Below are 18,125 nucleotides of genomic sequence, written 5' to 3'. Positions count from 1 at the left end.
TCGCGAACGCCGTTGCGAAGATCAGATTGCCGGCGCGCGCATTGAGACTTTCAACCACGCCCTGCTGGTGCTGGAGGCCACGCACCGCCTCCGCATAGACAAATGCTAGGCGGGGGTCGCCGCCATCCGTCGCAGCAGGCGGGGCGTTGCTGTCATTGGTTGATGAAGGGCGCTCCGGCATCAAATGCACTTAGCACGGCGCCGCCTGCGATATGAATAGTTAGCGGAAGCGTAAAAGGCGGGACGGTGACGTTCAACTTTTAGGGGAAACAATGAATCGGGCGGCGATTGATCAATCTACAAAATCCCTTGGAATGTCACCTTTGAACCTCGCAATGGCCTCCTCGACTAACTCCAAAGGAATCTCCTTCCGGTAGAGGGTTACCTCTCGGGTTCGCCTTGTGTCGTCACGGAAAATCTCCAACACGAGGTCGCCTTCAATCCAAAGCTCGATGCCGATTCCGTCCCGGTCGGCTACGTCGCTTGCGACTATCCAAGATTTTTTTGGTGCTGCGGCCATTGGCTAATCCAAAATTATGCGGCCAAGCTAGCGTATCTCCGCCGATGAACTCTGCAAACGGTCGTAAGCTGAACTCAAAACTGAGACGCTATCGAATAGCCGTATTTGTCAAGGCTTCGTCGTTCCGTCTTCGGGCCATTGAGGGTGTTTTAGTGGACGGGAATAGCGTCAATTCGTCGACATCGCTTCAGGCGCTGGGGCAAACAACGCGGCCAGCGTCGCGGGTCCACCCTGGAGAACATTCAGGTCGACGTCGCCGCTGATGCCGTCGACGCGGCCCCGGTTGTGGTACTGCCAGTAGATCCAGTCGTCATGGCCCGGCCGCAGCGCCAGCGAACGCAGCCAGCGCGGGCGGCCGGCTAGCTGCCCGACATAGGCTTGCGCCGCCTCGTCGGTCACATAGAGGATCGCCGTCTTGCCAAACGCCGCCTCGACCGGACCGAGGAAGGCGGAAAGCTCGGCACTCAGCTGTTCGGGAGTTGGCCGCTGCGGGCAATTGCCGCCGAACTCGATGTCTACCACCGGCGGCAGCAAAGGCTGATCGCGCGGCACCACCGAGATGAAGTTGCGTGCCTGATCGGCACCCGGCCTGCAGAAGGTGAAGAAATGATAGGCACCGACGGCAAGGCCGGCGGCGCGGGCCGCGCGCAAATTGGCGGCGAAGGCATCGTCGACATGGTCGCCGCCTTCAGTCGCCTTGATGACGGCGAAAGCGACATCGTCGGCGGCAACACGCCGCCAGTCGATCTGCCGCTGATGATGGGAAACATCGATGCCCCTCACCGGATATTTGCCGCGGTCCGGAGAAAACGTCTTGAAGTAGGTATAGCCGCCGGCCAGGACGAGGCCCGCCAGGAGCAGACCGGCCGCGCTCCACAAGACGATCCGGTTTTTCAACAGAGATCTATCCCCATTGGTCCACCCTGCCCGCCGCTATGGCTCCGGACGTTCGCCGCTCGAAAAGCCAAATCATTGACTTTTCGTCCGCTTCGCGGACTGCTCCTCACCCTCGCTCCTTCAGCAGCCGGCCCTTCTCGCGCGACCAGTCGCGCTGCTTTTCGGTCTCGCGCTTGTCGTGCAGCTTCTTGCCGCGGCCAACGGCGAGCAGCAGCTTGGCACGACCCTGGTCGTTGAAGTAGATCTTCAGCGGCACCAGCGTCATGCCCTCGCGGTCGACGCTTTGCGCCAGCTTGGCCATCTCGCGCTTGTTGAGCAGCAGTTTGCGGCGGCGGCGTGGCTCGTGGTTGAAGCGGTTGGCCTGCAGGTATTCCGGCAAATAGGAGTTGATCAGCCAGATCTCGCCGCCCTCGACCGAGGCGTAGCTGTCCTGGATGTTGGCCTGGCCCTGGCGCAGCGATTTCACTTCGGTACCGGTCAGCACCAGGCCGGCCTCGATCGTGTCGAGCACCTCATAGGAAAACCGCGCCTTACGGTTTTCCGCAACGGTCTTGTTGTTGGGATCGGCTTTTCTGACTTGATTCATGATGCGGAGAGGTGGCGCCTCATCCCTAGTTTATCAAGCCGGCGTGCTTCATCGCCGCGTCGATCTTCTCGGCAGTCGACGGCTCGACCGTCACTAGCGGCGAGCGCAGCACGTTCTCGACCTTGCCCAGCTTCGACAGCGCATACTTCGCGCCGGAAACGCCGGGTTCCAGGAAAATCGCCTTGTGCAGCGGCAACAGACGGTCCTGCAGGTCGAGCGCCTTGGCGCTGTCGCCGGAAAGCGTCGCCTCCTGGAATTCAGCGCAGAGCCTGGGCGCGACATTTGCCGTCACCGAAATACAGCCGACGCCGCCATGCGCGTTGAAGCCGAGCGCCGAGGCGTCTTCGCCGGAGAGCTGGATGAAATCCTTGCCGCAGGTGGCGCGCTGCTCCGAAACCCGCTCGACCTTGCCCGTGGCATCCTTGACGCCGACGATGTTCCTGAAGTCGTGCACCAATTGCCCCATCGTCTCCGGGCTCATGTCGATCACCGAGCGCGGCGGAATGTTGTAGATGATGATCGGCAGGCTGGTCGCCCTGGCGACGGCGGCGAAATGCGCATAGAGGCCGCGCTGCGTCGGCTTGTTGTAATAGGGCGTGACGACCAGGGCCGCGTCGGCGCCCGCCTTCTCGGCATACTGGACCAGGCCAACCGCCTCTTCGGTGTTGTTGGAGCCGGCGCCGGCGACGACCGGAACCCGGCCCTTGGCGACCTCGATGCAGACCTTGACGACCTGGCGGTGCTCGTCATGCGACAGCGTCGGCGACTCGCCGGTGGTGCCGACCGGGACCACGCCCGTCGTGCCTTCGGCGATCTGCCAGGCGATAAACGCGCGAAAGGCTTTCTCGTCGAAACGGCCGCTCTGTTCGAACGGTGTCACGAGCGCGGTCAGCGAGCCTCTCAGCATGTCGTCCAACTCCTTGGGACTAGCGCATGACCCCGAAAATCGCAGTCGATTTTCAGAAAGGATCATGCGCCAAATTTAAAGTGCTACAGCGTCCTTTGCGCGTCTGAGAAGACGCGCGGCGCTGTAGGTGTTTGTCGTGCGCGCCTTCTAGCCGAAAGCGAAGCGGCGCACCATAGTCTCGACATTGTTGCGCGGCAAGCATTGCGCCGGCAATTGCAATTCGAACGACCTCGATGGGGTTTTCTTTACGGGCCCTTCATCACAGACGAATAGGCTTCAATTCATCTGTGCCTGTTGTAGCGTCGAAGAACGGGGATGACCAAATCCATGCCGATCAGGCGGCCTCATCTTTTCGCGCTTATCAGCGCGATCGTCGCGCTGATTCCCGGCGCCGCGATCGGCAGCAGCGTCGATGTGCAGGTCACGTCGGCGATTCCGATGACCGAGCCGCAGAACGATGCGCTGCAGCAGTCGCCGTCCGCCAGCGTCGCGGCGCTGAAGAGCGGTCTCGATGCGCTGGCGGCAAACGACATTCAGCGCGCGCGCCAGGTGCGCGAGGCGCTGCCGGCCAAATCGCTCGACCGGCACATCCTTGCCTGGGCGATCGCGCTCTATGGCGGCGACCAGGTGCCGAGCGGCGACATCGCCGATGCGGCAAAAATGCTGCCGAACTGGCCGGGCACGATCGCCTTGCGCAAGAACAGCGAGCGCGCGCTCTACCGCGAGAACCCCGCGCCACAGGTGGTGGTGCGGGCGTTCGATGGCAGCCAGCCGCTGACCTTCGAGGGCGTGGTGATCCTAGCCCGCTCCTATGTAGCGCTGGGCGATACCAAAGCGGCGCGCTCGGTGCTGTCGCCATTCTGGCGCACCGAAAAGCTCGAAGCCAGGGACGAGGCGACGGTCATCCGCGAGTTCGGCGCGCTGATCCCGGCCGCCGACCATCGCTTCCGCATGGAGCGCATGTTCTATGCCGACCGGGTCGCTTCGGCGCTGCGCGTCGCCGGTCTCGCGGGCGCCCAGCAATTGGCCGATGCCTGGGCGGCAGTCACCAAAGGCGACAAGAACGCGGCCAAGCTGCTGAAGGCGGTGCCGGCAGCGCAGCGGGCGGCCGGCTATCTCTTTGCCGAAGCCGAATATCTGCGCAAGCAACAGAAATTTTCCGACGCTGCCGCGCTGGTGATGAAGGCGCCGGGCGACCGTGACGCTTTGGTCGATCCGGACGCCTGGTGGGTGGAGCGCCGGGTGCTGTCGCGCGAGCTGGTCGACCAGGGCGCCATGAAGACCGCCTACAGAATAGTCGCCGCGCATGCCGCCGAAAGTCCCGCCAATGCTGCCGAGGCGGAATTCCATGCCGGCTGGTACGCGCTGCGCGGCCTCAACGACCCGAGCACCGCCGCCAAGCATTTTGTGCGAATCGCGGAGCTCGCCCAAGGGCCGATGTCGCTGTCGCGCGCCTATTATTGGCTCGGCCGCGCCGCCGAAGTCGGCGGCCCCGGCAATGCCAAGGATTACTTCAGCCGTGCCGCCAGCTACGGCACGACCTTTTACGGCCAGCTTGCCGGCGAACGGGTCGGCCGGCAGACCCTCAACATCGTCTACCCACAGCCGAGTGCCGCCGACCGCCAGAATTTTGCCACCCGCGAGGCGGTCAGCGCCATCGAGCGGCTGCAGGAGGCCGGCTATGACCGCTATGCCGAGACGCTCTACCGCGACCTCGCCGGGCAGCTGAACAGCCCCGGCGAACTGGCGCTGCTTGCGGTGCTGGCGGAAAAACAAGGCAACCATTTCATGGCGCTGAAGGTCGGCAAGATCGCCGGCGCCCGCGGCATCGATGTCGGCGCGCTGTCGCATCCGCTCGGCGTCATTCCCGACACCGCCAACATCTCCGGCTCCGGGAAGGCGCTGGCCTATGCGATTGCCCGCCAGGAAAGCGAGTTCAACATCGGCGCAATCTCCAGCGCCGGCGCGCGCGGGCTGCTGCAGCTAATGCCGGCCACGGCCAAGCAATTGGCGAAGAAGGCCGGCGTGACTTTCTCGCAGGCCCGGCTGACCACCGATGCCGGCTACAATGCAACGCTGGGCGCCGCCTTTCTCGGCGAGCAGCTCGGCCGTTTCGACGGCTCCTACGTGCTGACCTTCGCCGGCTACAATGCCGGCCCCGCCCGCGCCGCCCAGTGGGTGGCGAAATACGGCGATCCGCGCGGCAAGGACGTCGACGCCGTCGTCGACTGGATCGAGCGGATTCCCTATACGGAAACAAGAAGTTACGTTCAGCGCGTGATGGAGAATTACGAGGTCTACAAGATGCGTATCTCCGGCAAGTACGATATTGTCGGGGATTTGGTGAACGGCCGGGGGTGACGACCGGGCTTCAAGCTAAGTCGGGCTGCGATCCTTTGCGCCCCCCTCTGTCCCGCCGATGTCTCGAAGATTCTCAGCGCCGATGCTTCGATTTGACCGTCTCTGCCATCGCCTGTAGCAGTCGGGAACGATCCGGCAACTGCGAGGAAGCGGTCCACATGCCAACCGAGCAGGGTTTTTCCGATTTCTTCTACGCCGCGCCGGACGGGCTGTGCCTGCACGCCCGCATCTACGGCGAAGCGAATTCCGGCCGCTGGCCAGTCGTTTGCCTGCCCGGCCTGACCCGCAATTGCCGTGACTTTCACGAATTGGCGCTTTATCTGTCAGCGCAGACGAAGCGCAAGGTCGTCGCCTTCGATTATCGCGGGCGCGGTCAGTCCGCCTACGATGCCGACATCGGCCATTACAATATCGGCATCGAAGCGGGCGATATTCTCGCCGGGCTGGCAGCACTTGGCATCGAGCAGGCTGGCTTCATCGGCACCTCGCGCGGTGGACTGATCATCCATGTGCTCGGGGCGATGCGGCCGGCCGTGCTGAAGGCCATCGTCCTCAACGACATCGGCCCGGTGATCGAGGCGCAAGGTCTCGCCCATATCCGCTCCTATATCGACCTCGCGCCAAGGCCGAAGACGTACGCGGAGGTGGTCCGCGACTTGCGCAGCACCCATGGCGCGGATTTTTCGGCGCTGACCGATGCGGATTGGGAGCGGATGGCGTCAGCCCTTTACCGCAAGACCGAGGAAGGGTTGTTGCCCGATTTCGATTCGAGATTGGTCGACACGCTGGCCGGCCTGGACCTCTCCTCGCCGCTGCCCGACCTGTGGCCGCAGTTCGACGCGCTGGCGGCGATCCCGTTGCTCGTCATACGCGGCGCCAACTCGAAGCTGCTGTCCGCCGAAACGCTCGAGCAGATGCGGACGCGCCATACCGATATCGAGACGATCACCGCCGACGACCAGGGGCATGCACCGTTTCTCGAAACCGGCGGCCTGCCGGGCAAGGTCGCTGGCTTTTTCGATCGGGCGGAGCGACGGGGTGGCGGGAAGTAAATCTCGACCGAGTGAAGTAATTCACGCGCAGGGTTTGCGTCGATCAAAGCATTCCGACGGCCGTTGACAGTTCCGTTGGAATTAGCGGTGAAATAATTTTATCGATGTTGGCGCTGCCCCTCATCCGCCTGCCGGCACCTTCTCCCCGTATAGCGACGGGGAGAAGGGGCTAGCCGGAACGCTGGCGACTAGCGAAATCTTTCGCGAGGGTACCTTTCTCCCCGTCACTATACGGGGAGAAATGCCCGGCAGGGCAATGAGCGGCAGCGCTAACCTGAAGCAACTGCCCTGAAACCCAATGCCAGATCCACCCAAACCGTCAGGATTTGGCGCTTCTCTTCGCGGGCTTTGGGGCCTTGCTTGCGGCCGGCTCGCTTTTTGGTTGCCGCCTTGGCGGAGGTGGAGAAGACAAAGCGCTTGCCCCGCCGCTGTCCGCGCCACTGCACCGCGGCGTCTCCAGCACGGTGACGCAGCCGTCGAGGTCGTTGGTGGCCAGATGGGCGTAACGCATGGTCATCGACAGCGTCTGATGGCCGAGCCACATCTGCACGCGCCTGATGTCGATACCGCCCTGGACAAGACGCGAGGCACAAGTATGGCGCAATATGTGCGGCACGACCTGATCGTCGGCGCCAAGCCCGACTTCGGCCTTGGCATCGTTCCAGATAGCGCGAAACTGCGCCTGGCTGAGCTTGGTGAACGGGCCTTTGGGCCGGCGGCCCTCGGTGGCCGGCAGCTTGATCACTTCTTTTACCCGCTCGGTCATCGGGATGGTGCGGCTGCGGCCGGATTTGGTGATCCAGAAACTGACGCGGTGCTCCTGGATATCGTTCCAGATCAAGCCCAGCGCTTCGCCGAGACGGCAGCCGGTGTCGACGAGAAAGACGGAAAGCCGATAAGCGTCCTCGCTGCGGCTTTTGATGGCGGCGAACAGCCGGGCCTCCTCGTCTCTTTCGAGGAAACGAATCCGTCCCGCCCGCTCCTTCTGGCGGCGGAACTCGGGCAGGCTGTGGATATCCCCCATCTTATGAGCCTTGCGCAGCAGTTTGCTGAGGGCAGCCATCTTCCGGTTGATGGTTGCGTTGCTGTTGCCGCGCTGGCGCAAGGTGCCGATAAGGTTGTCGAGGGTGCTTTGGTCAAAGGCGCTGAAACGCTCCCCAAGGAGGATCTCGTCTATTTCGCCGATGAAGGAGCTGACATTGTATTTATGCCGCCCATCATCCCAAAGTATGTCCCGGTATACTGAAAACAGTTCTCCGATCCTGTGCGACTTTACTTCTCGTATCTTGTTATAACTGTATTTTATCTTTGCAGTTTGAGAAGAAAACATCGAAAAATGATCAGAGGTTCCTCCCTCTTGAATCGCATCATTCGTCATTATTCGCCACACCCCCGAGTGGATAGGCCTAGACCTACCTGCTTGGCGGTGCCCTTTCAAGAGTTTTAAGCGTTGCGGCCGATTTCATCCACCAGTTGGCGGATCCCAACGACATCGTTCCACAACCCTGTTCAGCTACCGAACCCCCTTTCCTTCTGTTTGCCTACCAGTCGCGAAAACAAAAACAGCCCGGACGTTTAAGCGCCCGGGCTGGATTTCACTTGCTTTAAGTCCAGCCCTTAGAACGAGCGCTGGAAGCGGAGGATACCGCCAACGGCGTTTTTCTTGTCGCCCGGGATGCCGGTCCAGTTGTATTCATAGCCGGGCAGCGAGTCGCTATCGATGTGATGGCTGTTATGAGCCCAGTCCACTTCGGCCGTGATCACCAGGCCGGGAACGATTTCGTATTTGATATTGGCCGCGACGCCAGCTTCCTTGGCTTCGTCATACGACGCCTGGAGGTTGAACGTGGTCTTCTCGTTGATGGTGTAGGCACCACCACCCCAGACTGCCCAGTTACCGCCCCACTGCTTGTAGTAGTTGCGCGGGAGGTTGTCGTCAGAGCCGTAGCCGGCCATCAAGAACAGCGACAGGTTCTGCATCGGCGTCACGTCGAGGCGAACCTTGCCGGCCCATTCTTCGAGGCTGCTGTCATAGGCGACAACACCGCTGATGGATCCCCAGCCCTGCGTGTACTTCACGCCGCCAACTACATACGGAACATAGCTGTCGATCGAGTCGTGACCGAGATTGAGGGCGCCGCCGTCAACGACAAAGCCTTCACCGGTTTCCAACGAAGCCACCGCCGAGAAGCCGTTGCCGGCATCGAAGTAGTACTGGACGACATTGGTGTCGAAGCCGCCGTAGGGAACGATCGTATCCTGGATGACGTCGCCGGCGTAGCCAGTGAACGTATTGAAGGCCGTTTCGTCCTTACCGACGCGCAAACCACCGAGCTGGATCCAGGCGAAGTTCAGCGAAACGCCTCTGCTGCCAAAGTTGGAAAAGAGGGTGTCGTCATAGTGACCCGTTCCCCAGTTGAAGCGGGTCTCGGTGTAGGTCTTCAAGGTGCCCATCTCGGTTTCCTGGCCGGTGTAGGTCCTCAGCGTGAAGCGAGCCTGTTTGTAGTAGCCGTCGTTGACGTTGTCTTCGCCATCGAGGGCATCCGACAGGTCCTGGTACCTGGCGCCGTCGAACGAGCCAGCCTGGCCGGCGGAGATGTCATAACGGACGTAGCCGCCGATGCGCAGGCAGATTTCGGTGCCGGGGATGTAGAAGTAGCCAGCGCCGTAGACGTCGCAGATCTTGACGTATTCAGCGGGTTCCGGCTCGGCGACGACGACGGCGTCGGCGGCGCGCGCACCGGAAACTGCGACCAGTGCCGCAGCGGAGCCGAGAAGAAGGCTCTTGATGTTCATTTTCTGACCTCCAGTCAAAAGTTAAAAAACGGGTCTGGGTATTCTTTGCTGAAGGACAGCGTTCCCTGCCCCATCCCCACTACCGAAAAAGATGCGCACCGCGCCGCTCCTTCAAACCCGACATTACCCATGACACGGCGGCGTTCAACCACGATCGTACCGGCAAAAGGTTTGTGTTGGCGCTATACCCCGGCGTTGTTGCACAAATGACACGATTTGGCCTCACTCCGAAAGCTCCTGTTAACCAACACCCCTTCGCAAGCCGTTGCAAACGGCGGATTCCGGCGATGGTCGGCCCGAAATGTGACCATGGCCCGAGTCGCGAACCAGGGAATTGCCGCAGAATCGCCACATCGCTGGGCGGCGCTTTGGCGAAGGGTCGATTTTTCAAGGATAATAGCGCCAGCTTGTTGATTGTGCCGGCGCTTTTCTTTATCCACCGGCGCAACGGAGAGGTGGCCGAGTGGTCGAAGGCGCTCCCCTGCTAAGGGAGTAGAGGTCAAAAGCTTCTCGTGGGTTCGAATCCCATCCTCTCCGCCACCCTTCGCCCTGCGGGCTTCGGGTGGCAGGCCATCCTGCTTCGCGCTGAGCGCTTCGCAGGACAAGTCCAGCGAAACCCTCTCCGCGCGAAGCGGGATGCCCTCCGAAGCCGTGGCGAAGGAGGACTGCAACCTCTTGGAACGGTTGCAAAATCAGGTTGGCATATCCTTCCTTGCAAAGGAGGATGTACTCCGATGCCTTGGCGAGGGAGGCCGGTTCGTGTGGTATGTGTACCTGCTGGAAAGCAAGAGCGCGGAAGGCGAACGCTATATCGGTGTGACCTCGGACCTGAAGCGACGGGTCGCCGAGCACAACGCCGGAAAATCCAGCCATACGTCCAAATTCCTGCCGTGGCGGGTCGTGACCTGTATCGCCTTCTCGAACCAAGCCAAGGCGACTTCATTCGAGCGTTATCTCAAATCCGGTTCCGGGCATGCGTTTGCCAGCAAACGCCTCTGGTGAACGTCTGCGGCTGTTCACGTGATCTCACAAAAATCAACGATTTTCCGAAATAACGACGCAATCCCAGATACTTACTACCGAAACACACGGCGCCAATTCCGCACTTTGGTTCGATTCTGACTGGAGGTCAGAAAATGAACATCAAGAGCCTTCTTCTCGGCTCCGCTGCGGCACTGATCGCAGTTTCCGGTGCGCGCGCCGCCGACGCCGTCGTCGTCGCCGAGCCGGAACCCGCTGAATACGTCAAGATTTGCGACGTCTACGGCGCTGGCTACTTCTACATCCCCGGCACCGAAACCTGCCTGCGCATCGGCGGCTACGTCCGCTATGACATCGGCATCGGTGACGTCGGCTCATTCGACGGTGCAAAGACCACCGATCAGCAGGACGGCGACTCGCAGGATACCTACTACAAGCACGCCCGCTTCACGCTGAAGACCTGGACCGGCCAGGAAACCGAGCTCGGCACCTTGAAGACCTACACCGAGACCCGCTTCAACTGGGGTAACCACAACGATTACCTTGATGACAACTTCAATGGCGGTACGAGCGTTTCGCTGAACTTTGCCTGGGTCCAGCTTGGTGGTCTCCGCGTCGGTAAGGACGAATCGGCCTTCGATACCTTCATCGGCTACGCCGGCAACGTCATCCAGGATACGCTGGTCCCCTACGGCGGCTTCGACACCAACGTCGTCCAGTATTACTTCGATGCCGGAAACGGCTTCTCGGCCGTGGCTTCGTTGGAAACCGGTTCGGGCAGTGCCGCTGCGGATCCTGGCATTTTCCAAGACAGCAACAGCGGCAATGATTCCATCGACAGCTATGTCCCGTATGTCGTCGGCGGTATCAAATACACGCAGGGCTGGGGCTCGATCACCGGTGTCGCCGCCTATGACAGCACCTGGGAAGAGTGGGCCGGCAAGGTTCGCGTCGACGTTACGCCGATACAGAACCTGACACTGTTCCTCATGGCCGGTTACGGTTCGGACGACAACATCGACCGCAACTTCTACAAGCAGTGGGGCGGCAACTGGGCAGTCTGGGGTGGTGGCACCTACACCATCAACGAGAAGACCTCGTTCAACCTCCAGGCGTCGGTTGACGACGACAAGAACTACGGCGTCGCCGCGAACGTCGCCTACGATATCGTTCCCGGCTTCACGATCACCGCCGAAGTCGATTGGGCCCACGACGGTCAGTTTGATAAAGCCTACGATCGCAACTGGACCAATGCCGACGACAAGGACAGCATCGGCGGCATGCTCCGCTTCCAGCGCTCATTCTGACAATCCGAGCCTGACTGAAATCCAAACCCGGCGGGCAACCGCCGGGTTTTTGCATCGGGGAACGCAGCTATCAACTCTCGATGCAAAAATGCGGCTGCGGCTGAAGACCGATCGCAGGGCTGGGCGATTGCGATGCTCGCTGTGCCCGCTTGTTCAGACGTGCAAGAAATAAAAACGTTGTTCCGATCTGAAGGGCTGGCCTACAGGGTCGACGGATCTCGGCAGCAAGTCACGGTCAGCCTCGGCCTGTCGAACGCAACCCACTTCTTCAAAGTTCGGCCAAATCGCCCAAGGCGTCAATCAGCGGCTGGATTGTGCTCTCATATTTTTTCCAGCGCTTGACGGATGAGCTATAGATCGGCTGCCGCACCTGCCAGCGACTGAGCGTGTTGACCGAACCGCCCTTGTCGAAAAAGCGCAGGCAGGCATCGTCCCAGGGCAATCCAAGATGATCGATGAGACGGCGGGATTGAGCCTCCTGATCCGCAACCAGCGTCTCGTAGCGACTTTCGAACATACGTCCCGGAAAAATCTTATCCCAATGTCGCATCAGGCGATCATATTCACGGTAGTACACCCCGAGAGTCTTAAGGTCGGCGTTGTAGCCATGCTCCTTGTTGAACCTCAAGACGAAGCACGAGACGCAATTGTCAACGGCATCGCGCCGGCAATGAATGATGCGCGCGTTGGGAAAGAGAATTCCGATCAAGCCGACAACCTCGAAATTATGAGGCATCTTGTCGACTATGCGGAGCGCGCCTGGCGCGTGTTGACGCAGATAGGACAGATATTCCTCGGCCAGCGCCCTCGACTGATCCCGCGTCATCGACATGATCGAACTGCGCAAGGCCTCATCCGGCTGCGTTCTGAAACCCATCAAGCCCGCCATTCGACGCAGCTTCGTGAGTTCCCCGGCGCCATGGACATCCGGATGGCTCGCGCAGATCTGCTCCGTCAGCGTCGTCCCCGACCTGGGCATGCCCAGCACAAACACAGGCACTTCGGACGGACTACCGTGGCCAACCTTGGCTTCCAGCATTGACGGGCTGAATATCTCGATCATGGAATCGATTCTGCGGCGGAAGGACTCCAGATCGAAAGCATCGCCAGCGGCCTTTTTTGCCTTCTGGAAGTGATCCATCGCCTCATCATAGCGCTCGAGATCGTTCAGCACTTTGCCAGCGGCATGATGGAGTTGAGATGCAACATCCGGGTTGAGCTTGGGATTGGAGAGTTCACGCAGGATAGAACCGAGTTCCTCAGGCCTTCCGGTGAACTTGCGCGTGTTGACCAGGCTGTCGTAGGCCGCACCAAGATCGACGCGACGTTCTATTGCCTGATCGAGATAGGCTCTGGCTTCGTCCATGCGGCCGAGGCTGGTGAGCGCACCAGCCAGACCAATCCGGACCATGGGATGGTCGCCGTTGATCTTTAGCGCCTTCTCGTAAAGGGGCAAAGCCATCTCGGCCTTGTCGAAGTTGACGTAGGCACGCGCCAGTCCGCAAAGCGCTTCCACCAGATCGGGCTTCAATTCGCAGGCGCGCTGCAGGTGCCTGATCGCAAGCAAGCTGTCGCCAAGCTTCAGACCGACCTCTCCCAGGCTGAGGTGGAAATACGGATTTTGAGGCGTCTGGCTTACTGCCCGCGCAAAATATTTGAGAGCCAACTCGTCGTCGATACCGAGCCCCAACGTACCGAGGATGTATAGCGAAAGCGGGTGGTTGGGCGTGCGGGCGAGAACGCGATGGCATAATTCCTCCGCCTCCGGGAGCCGCTTGGCTTGCTGAAGTTCGAGCGCCTGCCGCAGCAGCATGTCGTCAGCTTGCGCGCGCGACGGCGATTTCACTTTCGACGGCTGCACTTTCGGCGCCGAACGGGACTTTATGTGTTTGGACCAAGCGGGCGGCAGTCGGTTGCTCATTATGTCTCGCTAGCAAAATGGTCTGGGAGAATCCAGCCAGACCGTTGCCGCCGGCCGTGGAACTCAGGCACCGGCGAGATCGCCGAGCGATTGGATCAGCGGCTGGATTGCGCTCTCATAGTTTTTCCAGCGCTTGACAGATGAACTGTAGATCGGCTGCCGGACTTGCCAGCGACTGGCCGTGTTGACCGATCCCTCCTTGTCGAAGAACCGCAGGCAGGCATCGTCCCAGGGCAATCCAAGATAATCGATCAGACGGCGCGATTGTGCCTCCTGATCCGCAACCAGCGTCTCGTAGCGGTTTTCGAAGATGCGTCCCGGAAAAACCTTGTCCCAATGTCGCATCAGGCGATCATATTCACGGTAGTACAGCCCGAGCGTCTGCAGGTCGGCGATGTAGCTGTGTCCCTTGGAGAAATTCTGGAAAAAACACGAGAGGCAATTGTCGATGGCGTCGCGGCGACAGTGAATAATCCGCGCGTCGGGAAAGAGAAGGCCTATTAGACCGATCAGTTCGAAGTTCTGGGGCATTTTGTCGACGACGCGAAGTGCGGTCGGCGCACGCTCACGAAGGTATGACAAATGCTCCTCGGCCAACCTTTTGGACACGTCAGGGGTGATCGGCACAATCGATTGGCCCAAGGCTCGTGACGGAACCTTCGTGAGGCCGATAACATTTGCGGCTCGCCTTAGCTTGCTCAGTTCTCCTGCGCCATGAACATCCGGGTGGCTCGCGCAAATCTGTTCGGTCAGGGTGGTCCCCGACCGGGGCATGCCCAGTACAAACACGGGCACTTCCGATGGGCTTCCATAACCCGCCTTGGCAGCCACCATGTCCGGGTTGAAGAGCTCGATCGTGGAGTCGACCCAGCGGCGATAGGCTTCCAGATCAAACTTGTGGCCTGTGGCCTGCTTGCCTTTCTTGAAATGATCTATCGCGTCTTCATAGCGCCCAAGGTCGTTCAGCACCTTGCCGGCAGCGTGATGAAGTCTCATCGCACTTTCGGGGTCAAGCTTTGGGTAGCCCAGTTCGCGCAGGATGGACTTAAGTTCGGCCGGCTCTTCGGTGAATTTGCGCGTATGCACAAGCTCGTTATAGGCAGCGGGCATCGCGATGCGACGTTCGATCGCTTCTTTCAGATAGACTTCGGCTTCGTCCACGCGACCGAGTCCGGTGAGTGCGCTGGCCAGCCCCGTCCGAACGCGAGGATGATCGGGGTTGATCTTGAGCGCTTTCTCGTAAACCGGCACAGCCATGTCAGCCTTGTCGAATTCCACGTAAGCGCGTCCCAATGCGCAAAGCGCTTCCAGCAAATCGGGCTTCAACTTCAAAGCTTGCTGAATATGCCTGATTGCGGGCGAATATTCGCTGACTTTTAGATAAACTTCACCCAGACTAAGGTGATAAAAGGGGTTTTGAGGCTCCTCGCCGACGGCGCGGGCCAAATATCGCAGGGCCATTTCATCGTCGAGCCCGATGAATAGCGTGCCCATGATATACAAAGCCAAGGGATGGTTGGGCGTGCGCTCCAGCACGCGACGGCACAGTTCCTCAGCCTCGGCCAACCGCTTGGCCTGCTGCAAGCCATACGCCTGTTTCAGCAGCGCATCGTCGGCCTGCACGCGCGTCAATGGTTTCGCCTTCGGCGGTTGCACGTTCGGCGCCGAACGGGATCTTATGTGCTTGGACCAGGCGGGCGGCAGTCGGTTGCTCATCATGTCTCGCTAGCAAAATGATCCGGTAGAACCCAGCCTGACCATTGCCGCTGGCCATGGAACTTGCGCAGGCCAAGCCAGCAGGCTAGCAAGAAGGCCCCTTTTCGAACGAGCCTTTGCCATGCGCCCTCCCCTTACGCCGCTCGTCGATGCGCTTCCCTCTACAGTGCCGTTTGTCGGCCCGGAGGCGCAGGAGCGCGACCGCGGCCGCGCCTTTCGCGCCCGCATCGGCGCCAATGAGAGCAGCTTTGGCCCTTCGCCGCGCGTCGTTGCCCGCATGGCCGAGATTGCCGGCGACATGTGGATGTATTGCGACCCCGACAATCACGATTTGAAGGTAGCCGTAGCCCGGCATCTCGGCGTCGGCGCCGAAAATGTTGTCATCGGCGAAGGCATAGACGGGCTGCTCAGCCTGGTTGCGCGCATGTATGTGGCGCCCGGCGACGCGGTGGTGACCTCGCGCGGCGCCTATCCGACCTTCAACTTTCATGTTGCCGGCGTCGGCGGCCGGCTGGTCGCGGTGCCCTACGAGAACGACCGGGAAAACCTCGACGGCCTGCTGGGGGCAGTGGCCAGCGAAAAGGCGCCACTGGTCTACCTGTCCAATCCGGACAATCCGATGGGCAGCTGGTGGGAAGCCGCCGAGATCAGCCGCTTCATCGAAGCCTTGCCGGAGACCACAATGCTGGTGCTCGACGAGGCCTATGGCGAATTGGGGCCAGCCTCAGCGCTGCCGCCGATCGATGTGGCGCGGCCGAACGTCATCCGCATGCGCACCTTCTCCAAGGCCTATGGGCTGGCCGGCATACGCTGCGGCTATGCGGTGGCCGAGGCCCAGGTGATTAGGGACTTCGAGAAGATCCGCAACCACTATGGCGTCAGCCGCATGGCGCAGATCGCCGGCGTCGAGGCGCTTGCCGATCAGGCCTGGCTGGAGAGCGTGGTGGCGCGGGTCGCCGCCGGCCGCCGGCGCATTGCCGCAATAGCCGAGGCGAACGGGCTGAAGCCGCTGGCTTCGGCGACCAATTTCGTCACCATAGACTGCGGCCGCGACGGCGCTTTCGCACTAAAAGTGCTGCAGGCGCTGTTGTCACGCGACGTGTTCATCCGCAAGCCGATGGTGCCGGTGCTCGACCGCTGCATCCGGGTCAGCGTCGGCCTCGACCACGAGCTCGACATCTTTGCCGAGGAACTGCCTGGCGCACTGGCAGCAGCGCGGGGGAACTGAACAGCGCAACGCCGGGACCCCAGTGCTGCCCGCTATTTCTCCCCGAGCAGGCGCATGACGCGCTTCAAGGCGTCCGATAATTCGGCAGCCGCTTCATCGGCGAGCCCGCCCGTCAGCCGCGCGAGGTCGCGATCCGCCGCAGCCTGAAGCCTGGCGAGCTCCCCACTTCCGCGAGCGGTCAGCGACAGGATGCGTCTGCGCCGATCGGCTGGGTCAGTGCGCATCTCGGTCAGGCCAGCGGCGGCGAACCTCCTCAGGACGCGTACGACATACGCCGGATCGAGCCGGAGCTCGGCAGCGATTTCGGAGGCTGCCGGTCCGAGATCGAGGTGGAATGCCCGCGCAAGAAACCCTGCCTCACCGCCGCTATTGGCGGCAGCATGGGATCGGCGGCCCAATTCGAACAGCAGCCGCGCCTCGCCTAGCGTATAGGCGCTGTGCGTCAAGGTCTGGTCGAGCAGACCGATCAGCCGCGTGTAAAAGCGATTGAAGCCGCGGATCTCCGCGACAAGGGCATTCCGATCGGCCGGCATGTCGACCTCCTTCGGGCTGATCGCTCCGTAAGGACCATGATCGCCTATTATTTGACTTAGTCAATCATTCGATGGAGACGCCGCCCATCTCGCACGTGAAGCTGGCGGATCGCGATCGGCAGAGAGACCTTCGATGCACGCGGCGCGGTTGAATTTGCAAGACGCTGCGCCAGACTCGACTCAAAAGATGGAGAGCGCGATGGACGACCGGACGGTGCAGGTACGCATATACGGCAAGGTGCAAGGCGTCAGCTACCGGGTCTGGGCGCGGCGCGAGGCGTCGGCGCTTGGCCTTGCCGGGTGGGTGCGCAACGAAGTTGACGGCTCGGTGACAGCTTTGATTGCAGGGACGGGTGCGGCGGTCTCGACAATGATCGAACGGCTTTGGCAAGGGCCGCCAGGGGCAGCGGTTTCGAAGGTCGATGTCGAGGAGATCGAGGCTCGCGATATGTCCGCGGGTTTCAGGATTGTTGCCTAGCAAGGCATGATCCTGCTCATTCGCTTCTATCGCACAAAATCTCCAAGATGCAGATAGAGCAAACCTGAAGCCATTGCCCTGCCCGGACATACCTCGGCCCTTGAATTAATTGAACGTTTGTTTTATTGTCCGCGAAAAGGCGGCTTGTCATGGCGCGTACGACCGGTTCCGACGGAGAGAAGACCGAAGCTGCGGTCCGCGAGGCGGCGGTCAGCCTGATTGCGCGTCTCGGCTACGAGGCGATGTCGATGCGCCAGCTGGCGGCCGAGGTTGGCGTCCAGGCAGCGGCGCTTTACCGCTATTTCCCGACCAAGCAGGACCTCCTGTTCACGCTGATGCGCGAGCATATGGAAGGCTTGATCGAGACGTGGCGCGCAACAAGCCCTGTCGGCGCCGATCCGGCAGCGCGGCTCGCCGCCTATGTCGAAAACCACATCGCCTTCCATGTCGAACGCCGCCATTCCACCCATGTCTCGAACATGGAGCTGCGCAGCCTGTCGCACGAAAAACTAACGCAGATCCTGCGCATGCGCGCGGCCTACGAGAAGGAGCTGCGCGCTATCCTGCGCGACGGCGTCGAAGCGGGCTTGTTCAGTATCGAAGACACGGGGCTCACCGCCATGGCGTTGATCCAGATGATGACCGGCGTCATCGTCTGGTTCCGGCCGGGCGAACGGCTGTCGATCGCCGAAGTCACCGCTACATATCTAGCAATGACATTGCGCCTTGTTGGAGCAAAGAACGACGGCGCGTCAACGAGCTACGACGCCGCGCGTCTATTCGGGCGCGCAAAGGACGTTCTAGCAACTTGATTTCGCGCACGATCCCGATTTTCGGGATCG

Annotated in this window: 16 protein-coding genes and 1 tRNA gene; 8 read left to right on the top strand and 9 right to left on the bottom strand. The window is 61.0% G+C overall.

The features are described from left to right. Window positions 1-292: 292 nt before the first annotated feature. From NKH13_RS23135 to dapA, 4 genes are all read right to left on the bottom strand, one after another. Complete coding sequence (locus NKH13_RS23135; protein ID WP_352862677.1) at window positions 293-520, bottom strand: hypothetical protein; 228 nt, start codon at window positions 518-520, stop codon at window positions 293-295. Between the two features lie 168 nt (window positions 521-688). Further along, the gene (locus tag NKH13_RS23130; protein ID WP_352914619.1) at window positions 689-1,417 is read right to left on the bottom strand and encodes a GH25 family lysozyme; all 729 of its coding nucleotides are present in this window, start codon (window positions 1,415-1,417) and stop codon (window positions 689-691) included. Between the two features lie 106 nt (window positions 1,418-1,523). Next, a complete protein-coding gene (gene smpB, locus NKH13_RS23125; protein WP_023768487.1) occupies window positions 1,524-2,003 on the bottom strand; it encodes an SsrA-binding protein SmpB in 480 nt (159 codons plus the stop codon). 25 nt (window positions 2,004-2,028) lie between these two features. Continuing rightward, a complete protein-coding gene (gene dapA, locus NKH13_RS23120) occupies window positions 2,029-2,910 on the bottom strand; it encodes a 4-hydroxy-tetrahydrodipicolinate synthase (RefSeq protein WP_352914617.1) in 882 nt (293 codons plus the stop codon). A gap of 327 nt (window positions 2,911-3,237) precedes the next feature. On the opposite strand from dapA, the gene NKH13_RS23115 reads away from it, so the two are divergent. Continuing rightward, complete coding sequence (locus NKH13_RS23115; RefSeq protein WP_352914660.1) at window positions 3,238-5,271, top strand: lytic transglycosylase domain-containing protein; 2,034 nt, start codon at window positions 3,238-3,240, stop codon at window positions 5,269-5,271. A gap of 158 nt (window positions 5,272-5,429) precedes the next feature. Continuing rightward, window positions 5,430-6,323 (top strand): alpha/beta fold hydrolase, encoded by an 894-nt coding sequence (locus NKH13_RS23110; RefSeq protein ID WP_352914616.1) that lies wholly within the window; start codon window positions 5,430-5,432, stop codon window positions 6,321-6,323. Between the two features lie 319 nt (window positions 6,324-6,642). Here the strand turns inward: NKH13_RS23110 and NKH13_RS23105 are convergent, their stop codons facing one another. Beyond that, window positions 6,643-7,701, bottom strand: coding sequence for a tyrosine-type recombinase/integrase (locus NKH13_RS23105; protein WP_502908357.1), 1,059 nt, complete (start codon window positions 7,699-7,701; stop codon window positions 6,643-6,645). A gap of 239 nt (window positions 7,702-7,940) precedes the next feature. Next, window positions 7,941-9,119: a porin gene (locus NKH13_RS23100; RefSeq protein ID WP_352717455.1), complete on the bottom strand. Its 1,179-nt coding sequence runs from the start codon at window positions 9,117-9,119 to the stop codon at window positions 7,941-7,943. Between the two features lie 449 nt (window positions 9,120-9,568). Between NKH13_RS23100 and NKH13_RS23095 the strand changes: the two genes are divergently transcribed. From NKH13_RS23095 to NKH13_RS23085, 3 genes are all read left to right on the top strand, one after another. Further along, window positions 9,569-9,659, top strand: a tRNA-Ser gene (locus NKH13_RS23095). Between the two features lie 219 nt (window positions 9,660-9,878). Continuing rightward, window positions 9,879-10,121, top strand: coding sequence for a GIY-YIG nuclease family protein (locus NKH13_RS23090; protein WP_352717666.1), 243 nt, complete (start codon window positions 9,879-9,881; stop codon window positions 10,119-10,121). A 134-nt stretch (window positions 10,122-10,255) separates the two neighbouring features. Next, a complete protein-coding gene (locus tag NKH13_RS23085; protein WP_292660091.1) occupies window positions 10,256-11,407 on the top strand; it encodes a porin in 1,152 nt (383 codons plus the stop codon). A 268-nt stretch (window positions 11,408-11,675) separates the two neighbouring features. Here NKH13_RS23085 and NKH13_RS23080 read toward each other — a convergent pair whose 3' ends face one another. Beyond that, complete coding sequence (locus NKH13_RS23080) at window positions 11,676-13,328, bottom strand: tetratricopeptide repeat-containing sulfotransferase family protein (RefSeq protein WP_352914613.1); 1,653 nt, start codon at window positions 13,326-13,328, stop codon at window positions 11,676-11,678. Window positions 13,329-13,391: 63 nt separating this feature from the next. Next, window positions 13,392-15,044, bottom strand: a complete 1,653-nt coding sequence (locus tag NKH13_RS23075; protein ID WP_352914611.1) for a tetratricopeptide repeat-containing sulfotransferase family protein — start codon at window positions 15,042-15,044, stop codon at window positions 13,392-13,394. Between the two features lie 121 nt (window positions 15,045-15,165). Between NKH13_RS23075 and NKH13_RS23070 the strand changes: the two genes are divergently transcribed. Beyond that, window positions 15,166-16,272 (top strand): pyridoxal phosphate-dependent aminotransferase, encoded by a 1,107-nt coding sequence (locus NKH13_RS23070; RefSeq protein WP_352914609.1) that lies wholly within the window; start codon window positions 15,166-15,168, stop codon window positions 16,270-16,272. Window positions 16,273-16,304: 32 nt separating this feature from the next. Here the strand turns inward: NKH13_RS23070 and NKH13_RS23065 are convergent, their stop codons facing one another. Beyond that, complete coding sequence (locus NKH13_RS23065; RefSeq protein ID WP_352914606.1) at window positions 16,305-16,805, bottom strand: MarR family winged helix-turn-helix transcriptional regulator; 501 nt, start codon at window positions 16,803-16,805, stop codon at window positions 16,305-16,307. 199 nt (window positions 16,806-17,004) lie between these two features. On the opposite strand from NKH13_RS23065, the gene NKH13_RS23060 reads away from it, so the two are divergent. Continuing rightward, entirely contained in the window at window positions 17,005-17,283 is a 279-nt protein-coding gene (locus NKH13_RS23060; protein ID WP_352914603.1) for an acylphosphatase, read from the top strand. Window positions 17,284-17,432: 149 nt separating this feature from the next. Beyond that, window positions 17,433-18,095 carry a TetR/AcrR family transcriptional regulator gene (locus NKH13_RS23055; RefSeq protein WP_352717448.1) on the top strand — a complete coding sequence of 221 codons (663 nt, stop codon included), beginning with the start codon at window positions 17,433-17,435 and terminating at the stop codon, window positions 18,093-18,095. The last annotated feature ends 30 nt before the right edge of the window (window positions 18,096-18,125 follow it).

Origin of the sequence: Mesorhizobium sp. M1348 (assembly GCF_040317925.1) — a bacterium.
GTDB lineage: Bacteria > Pseudomonadota > Alphaproteobacteria > Rhizobiales > Rhizobiaceae > Mesorhizobium.
This window is presented reverse-complemented; position numbering and strand designations above follow the sequence as displayed.

Coding starts and splice junctions, on each gene's coding strand:
- NKH13_RS23110 (WP_352914616.1), top strand. CDS start 5,430: ATGCCAACCGAGCAGGGTTTTTCCGATTTCTTCTACGCCGCGCCGGAC.
- NKH13_RS23115 (WP_352914660.1), top strand. CDS start 3,238: ATGCCGATCAGGCGGCCTCATCTTTTCGCGCTTATCAGCGCGATCGTC.
- dapA (WP_352914617.1), bottom strand. CDS start 2,910: ATGCTGAGAGGCTCGCTGACCGCGCTCGTGACACCGTTCGAACAGAGC.
- NKH13_RS23065 (WP_352914606.1), bottom strand. CDS start 16,805: ATGCCGGCCGATCGGAATGCCCTTGTCGCGGAGATCCGCGGCTTCAAT.
- NKH13_RS23070 (WP_352914609.1), top strand. CDS start 15,166: ATGCGCCCTCCCCTTACGCCGCTCGTCGATGCGCTTCCCTCTACAGTG.
- NKH13_RS23105 (WP_502908357.1), bottom strand. CDS start 7,701: ATGACGAATGATGCGATTCAAGAGGGAGGAACCTCTGATCATTTTTCG.
- smpB (WP_023768487.1), bottom strand. CDS start 2,003: ATGAATCAAGTCAGAAAAGCCGATCCCAACAACAAGACCGTTGCGGAA.
- NKH13_RS23055 (WP_352717448.1), top strand. CDS start 17,433: ATGGCGCGTACGACCGGTTCCGACGGAGAGAAGACCGAAGCTGCGGTC.
- NKH13_RS23100 (WP_352717455.1), bottom strand. CDS start 9,119: ATGAACATCAAGAGCCTTCTTCTCGGCTCCGCTGCGGCACTGGTCGCA.
- NKH13_RS23135 (WP_352862677.1), bottom strand. CDS start 520: ATGGCCGCAGCACCAAAAAAATCTTGGATAGTCGCAAGCGACGTAGCC.
- NKH13_RS23085 (WP_292660091.1), top strand. CDS start 10,256: ATGAACATCAAGAGCCTTCTTCTCGGCTCCGCTGCGGCACTGATCGCA.
- NKH13_RS23060 (WP_352914603.1), top strand. CDS start 17,005: ATGGACGACCGGACGGTGCAGGTACGCATATACGGCAAGGTGCAAGGC.
- NKH13_RS23075 (WP_352914611.1), bottom strand. CDS start 15,044: ATGAGCAACCGACTGCCGCCCGCCTGGTCCAAGCACATAAGATCCCGT.
- NKH13_RS23080 (WP_352914613.1), bottom strand. CDS start 13,328: ATGAGCAACCGACTGCCGCCCGCTTGGTCCAAACACATAAAGTCCCGT.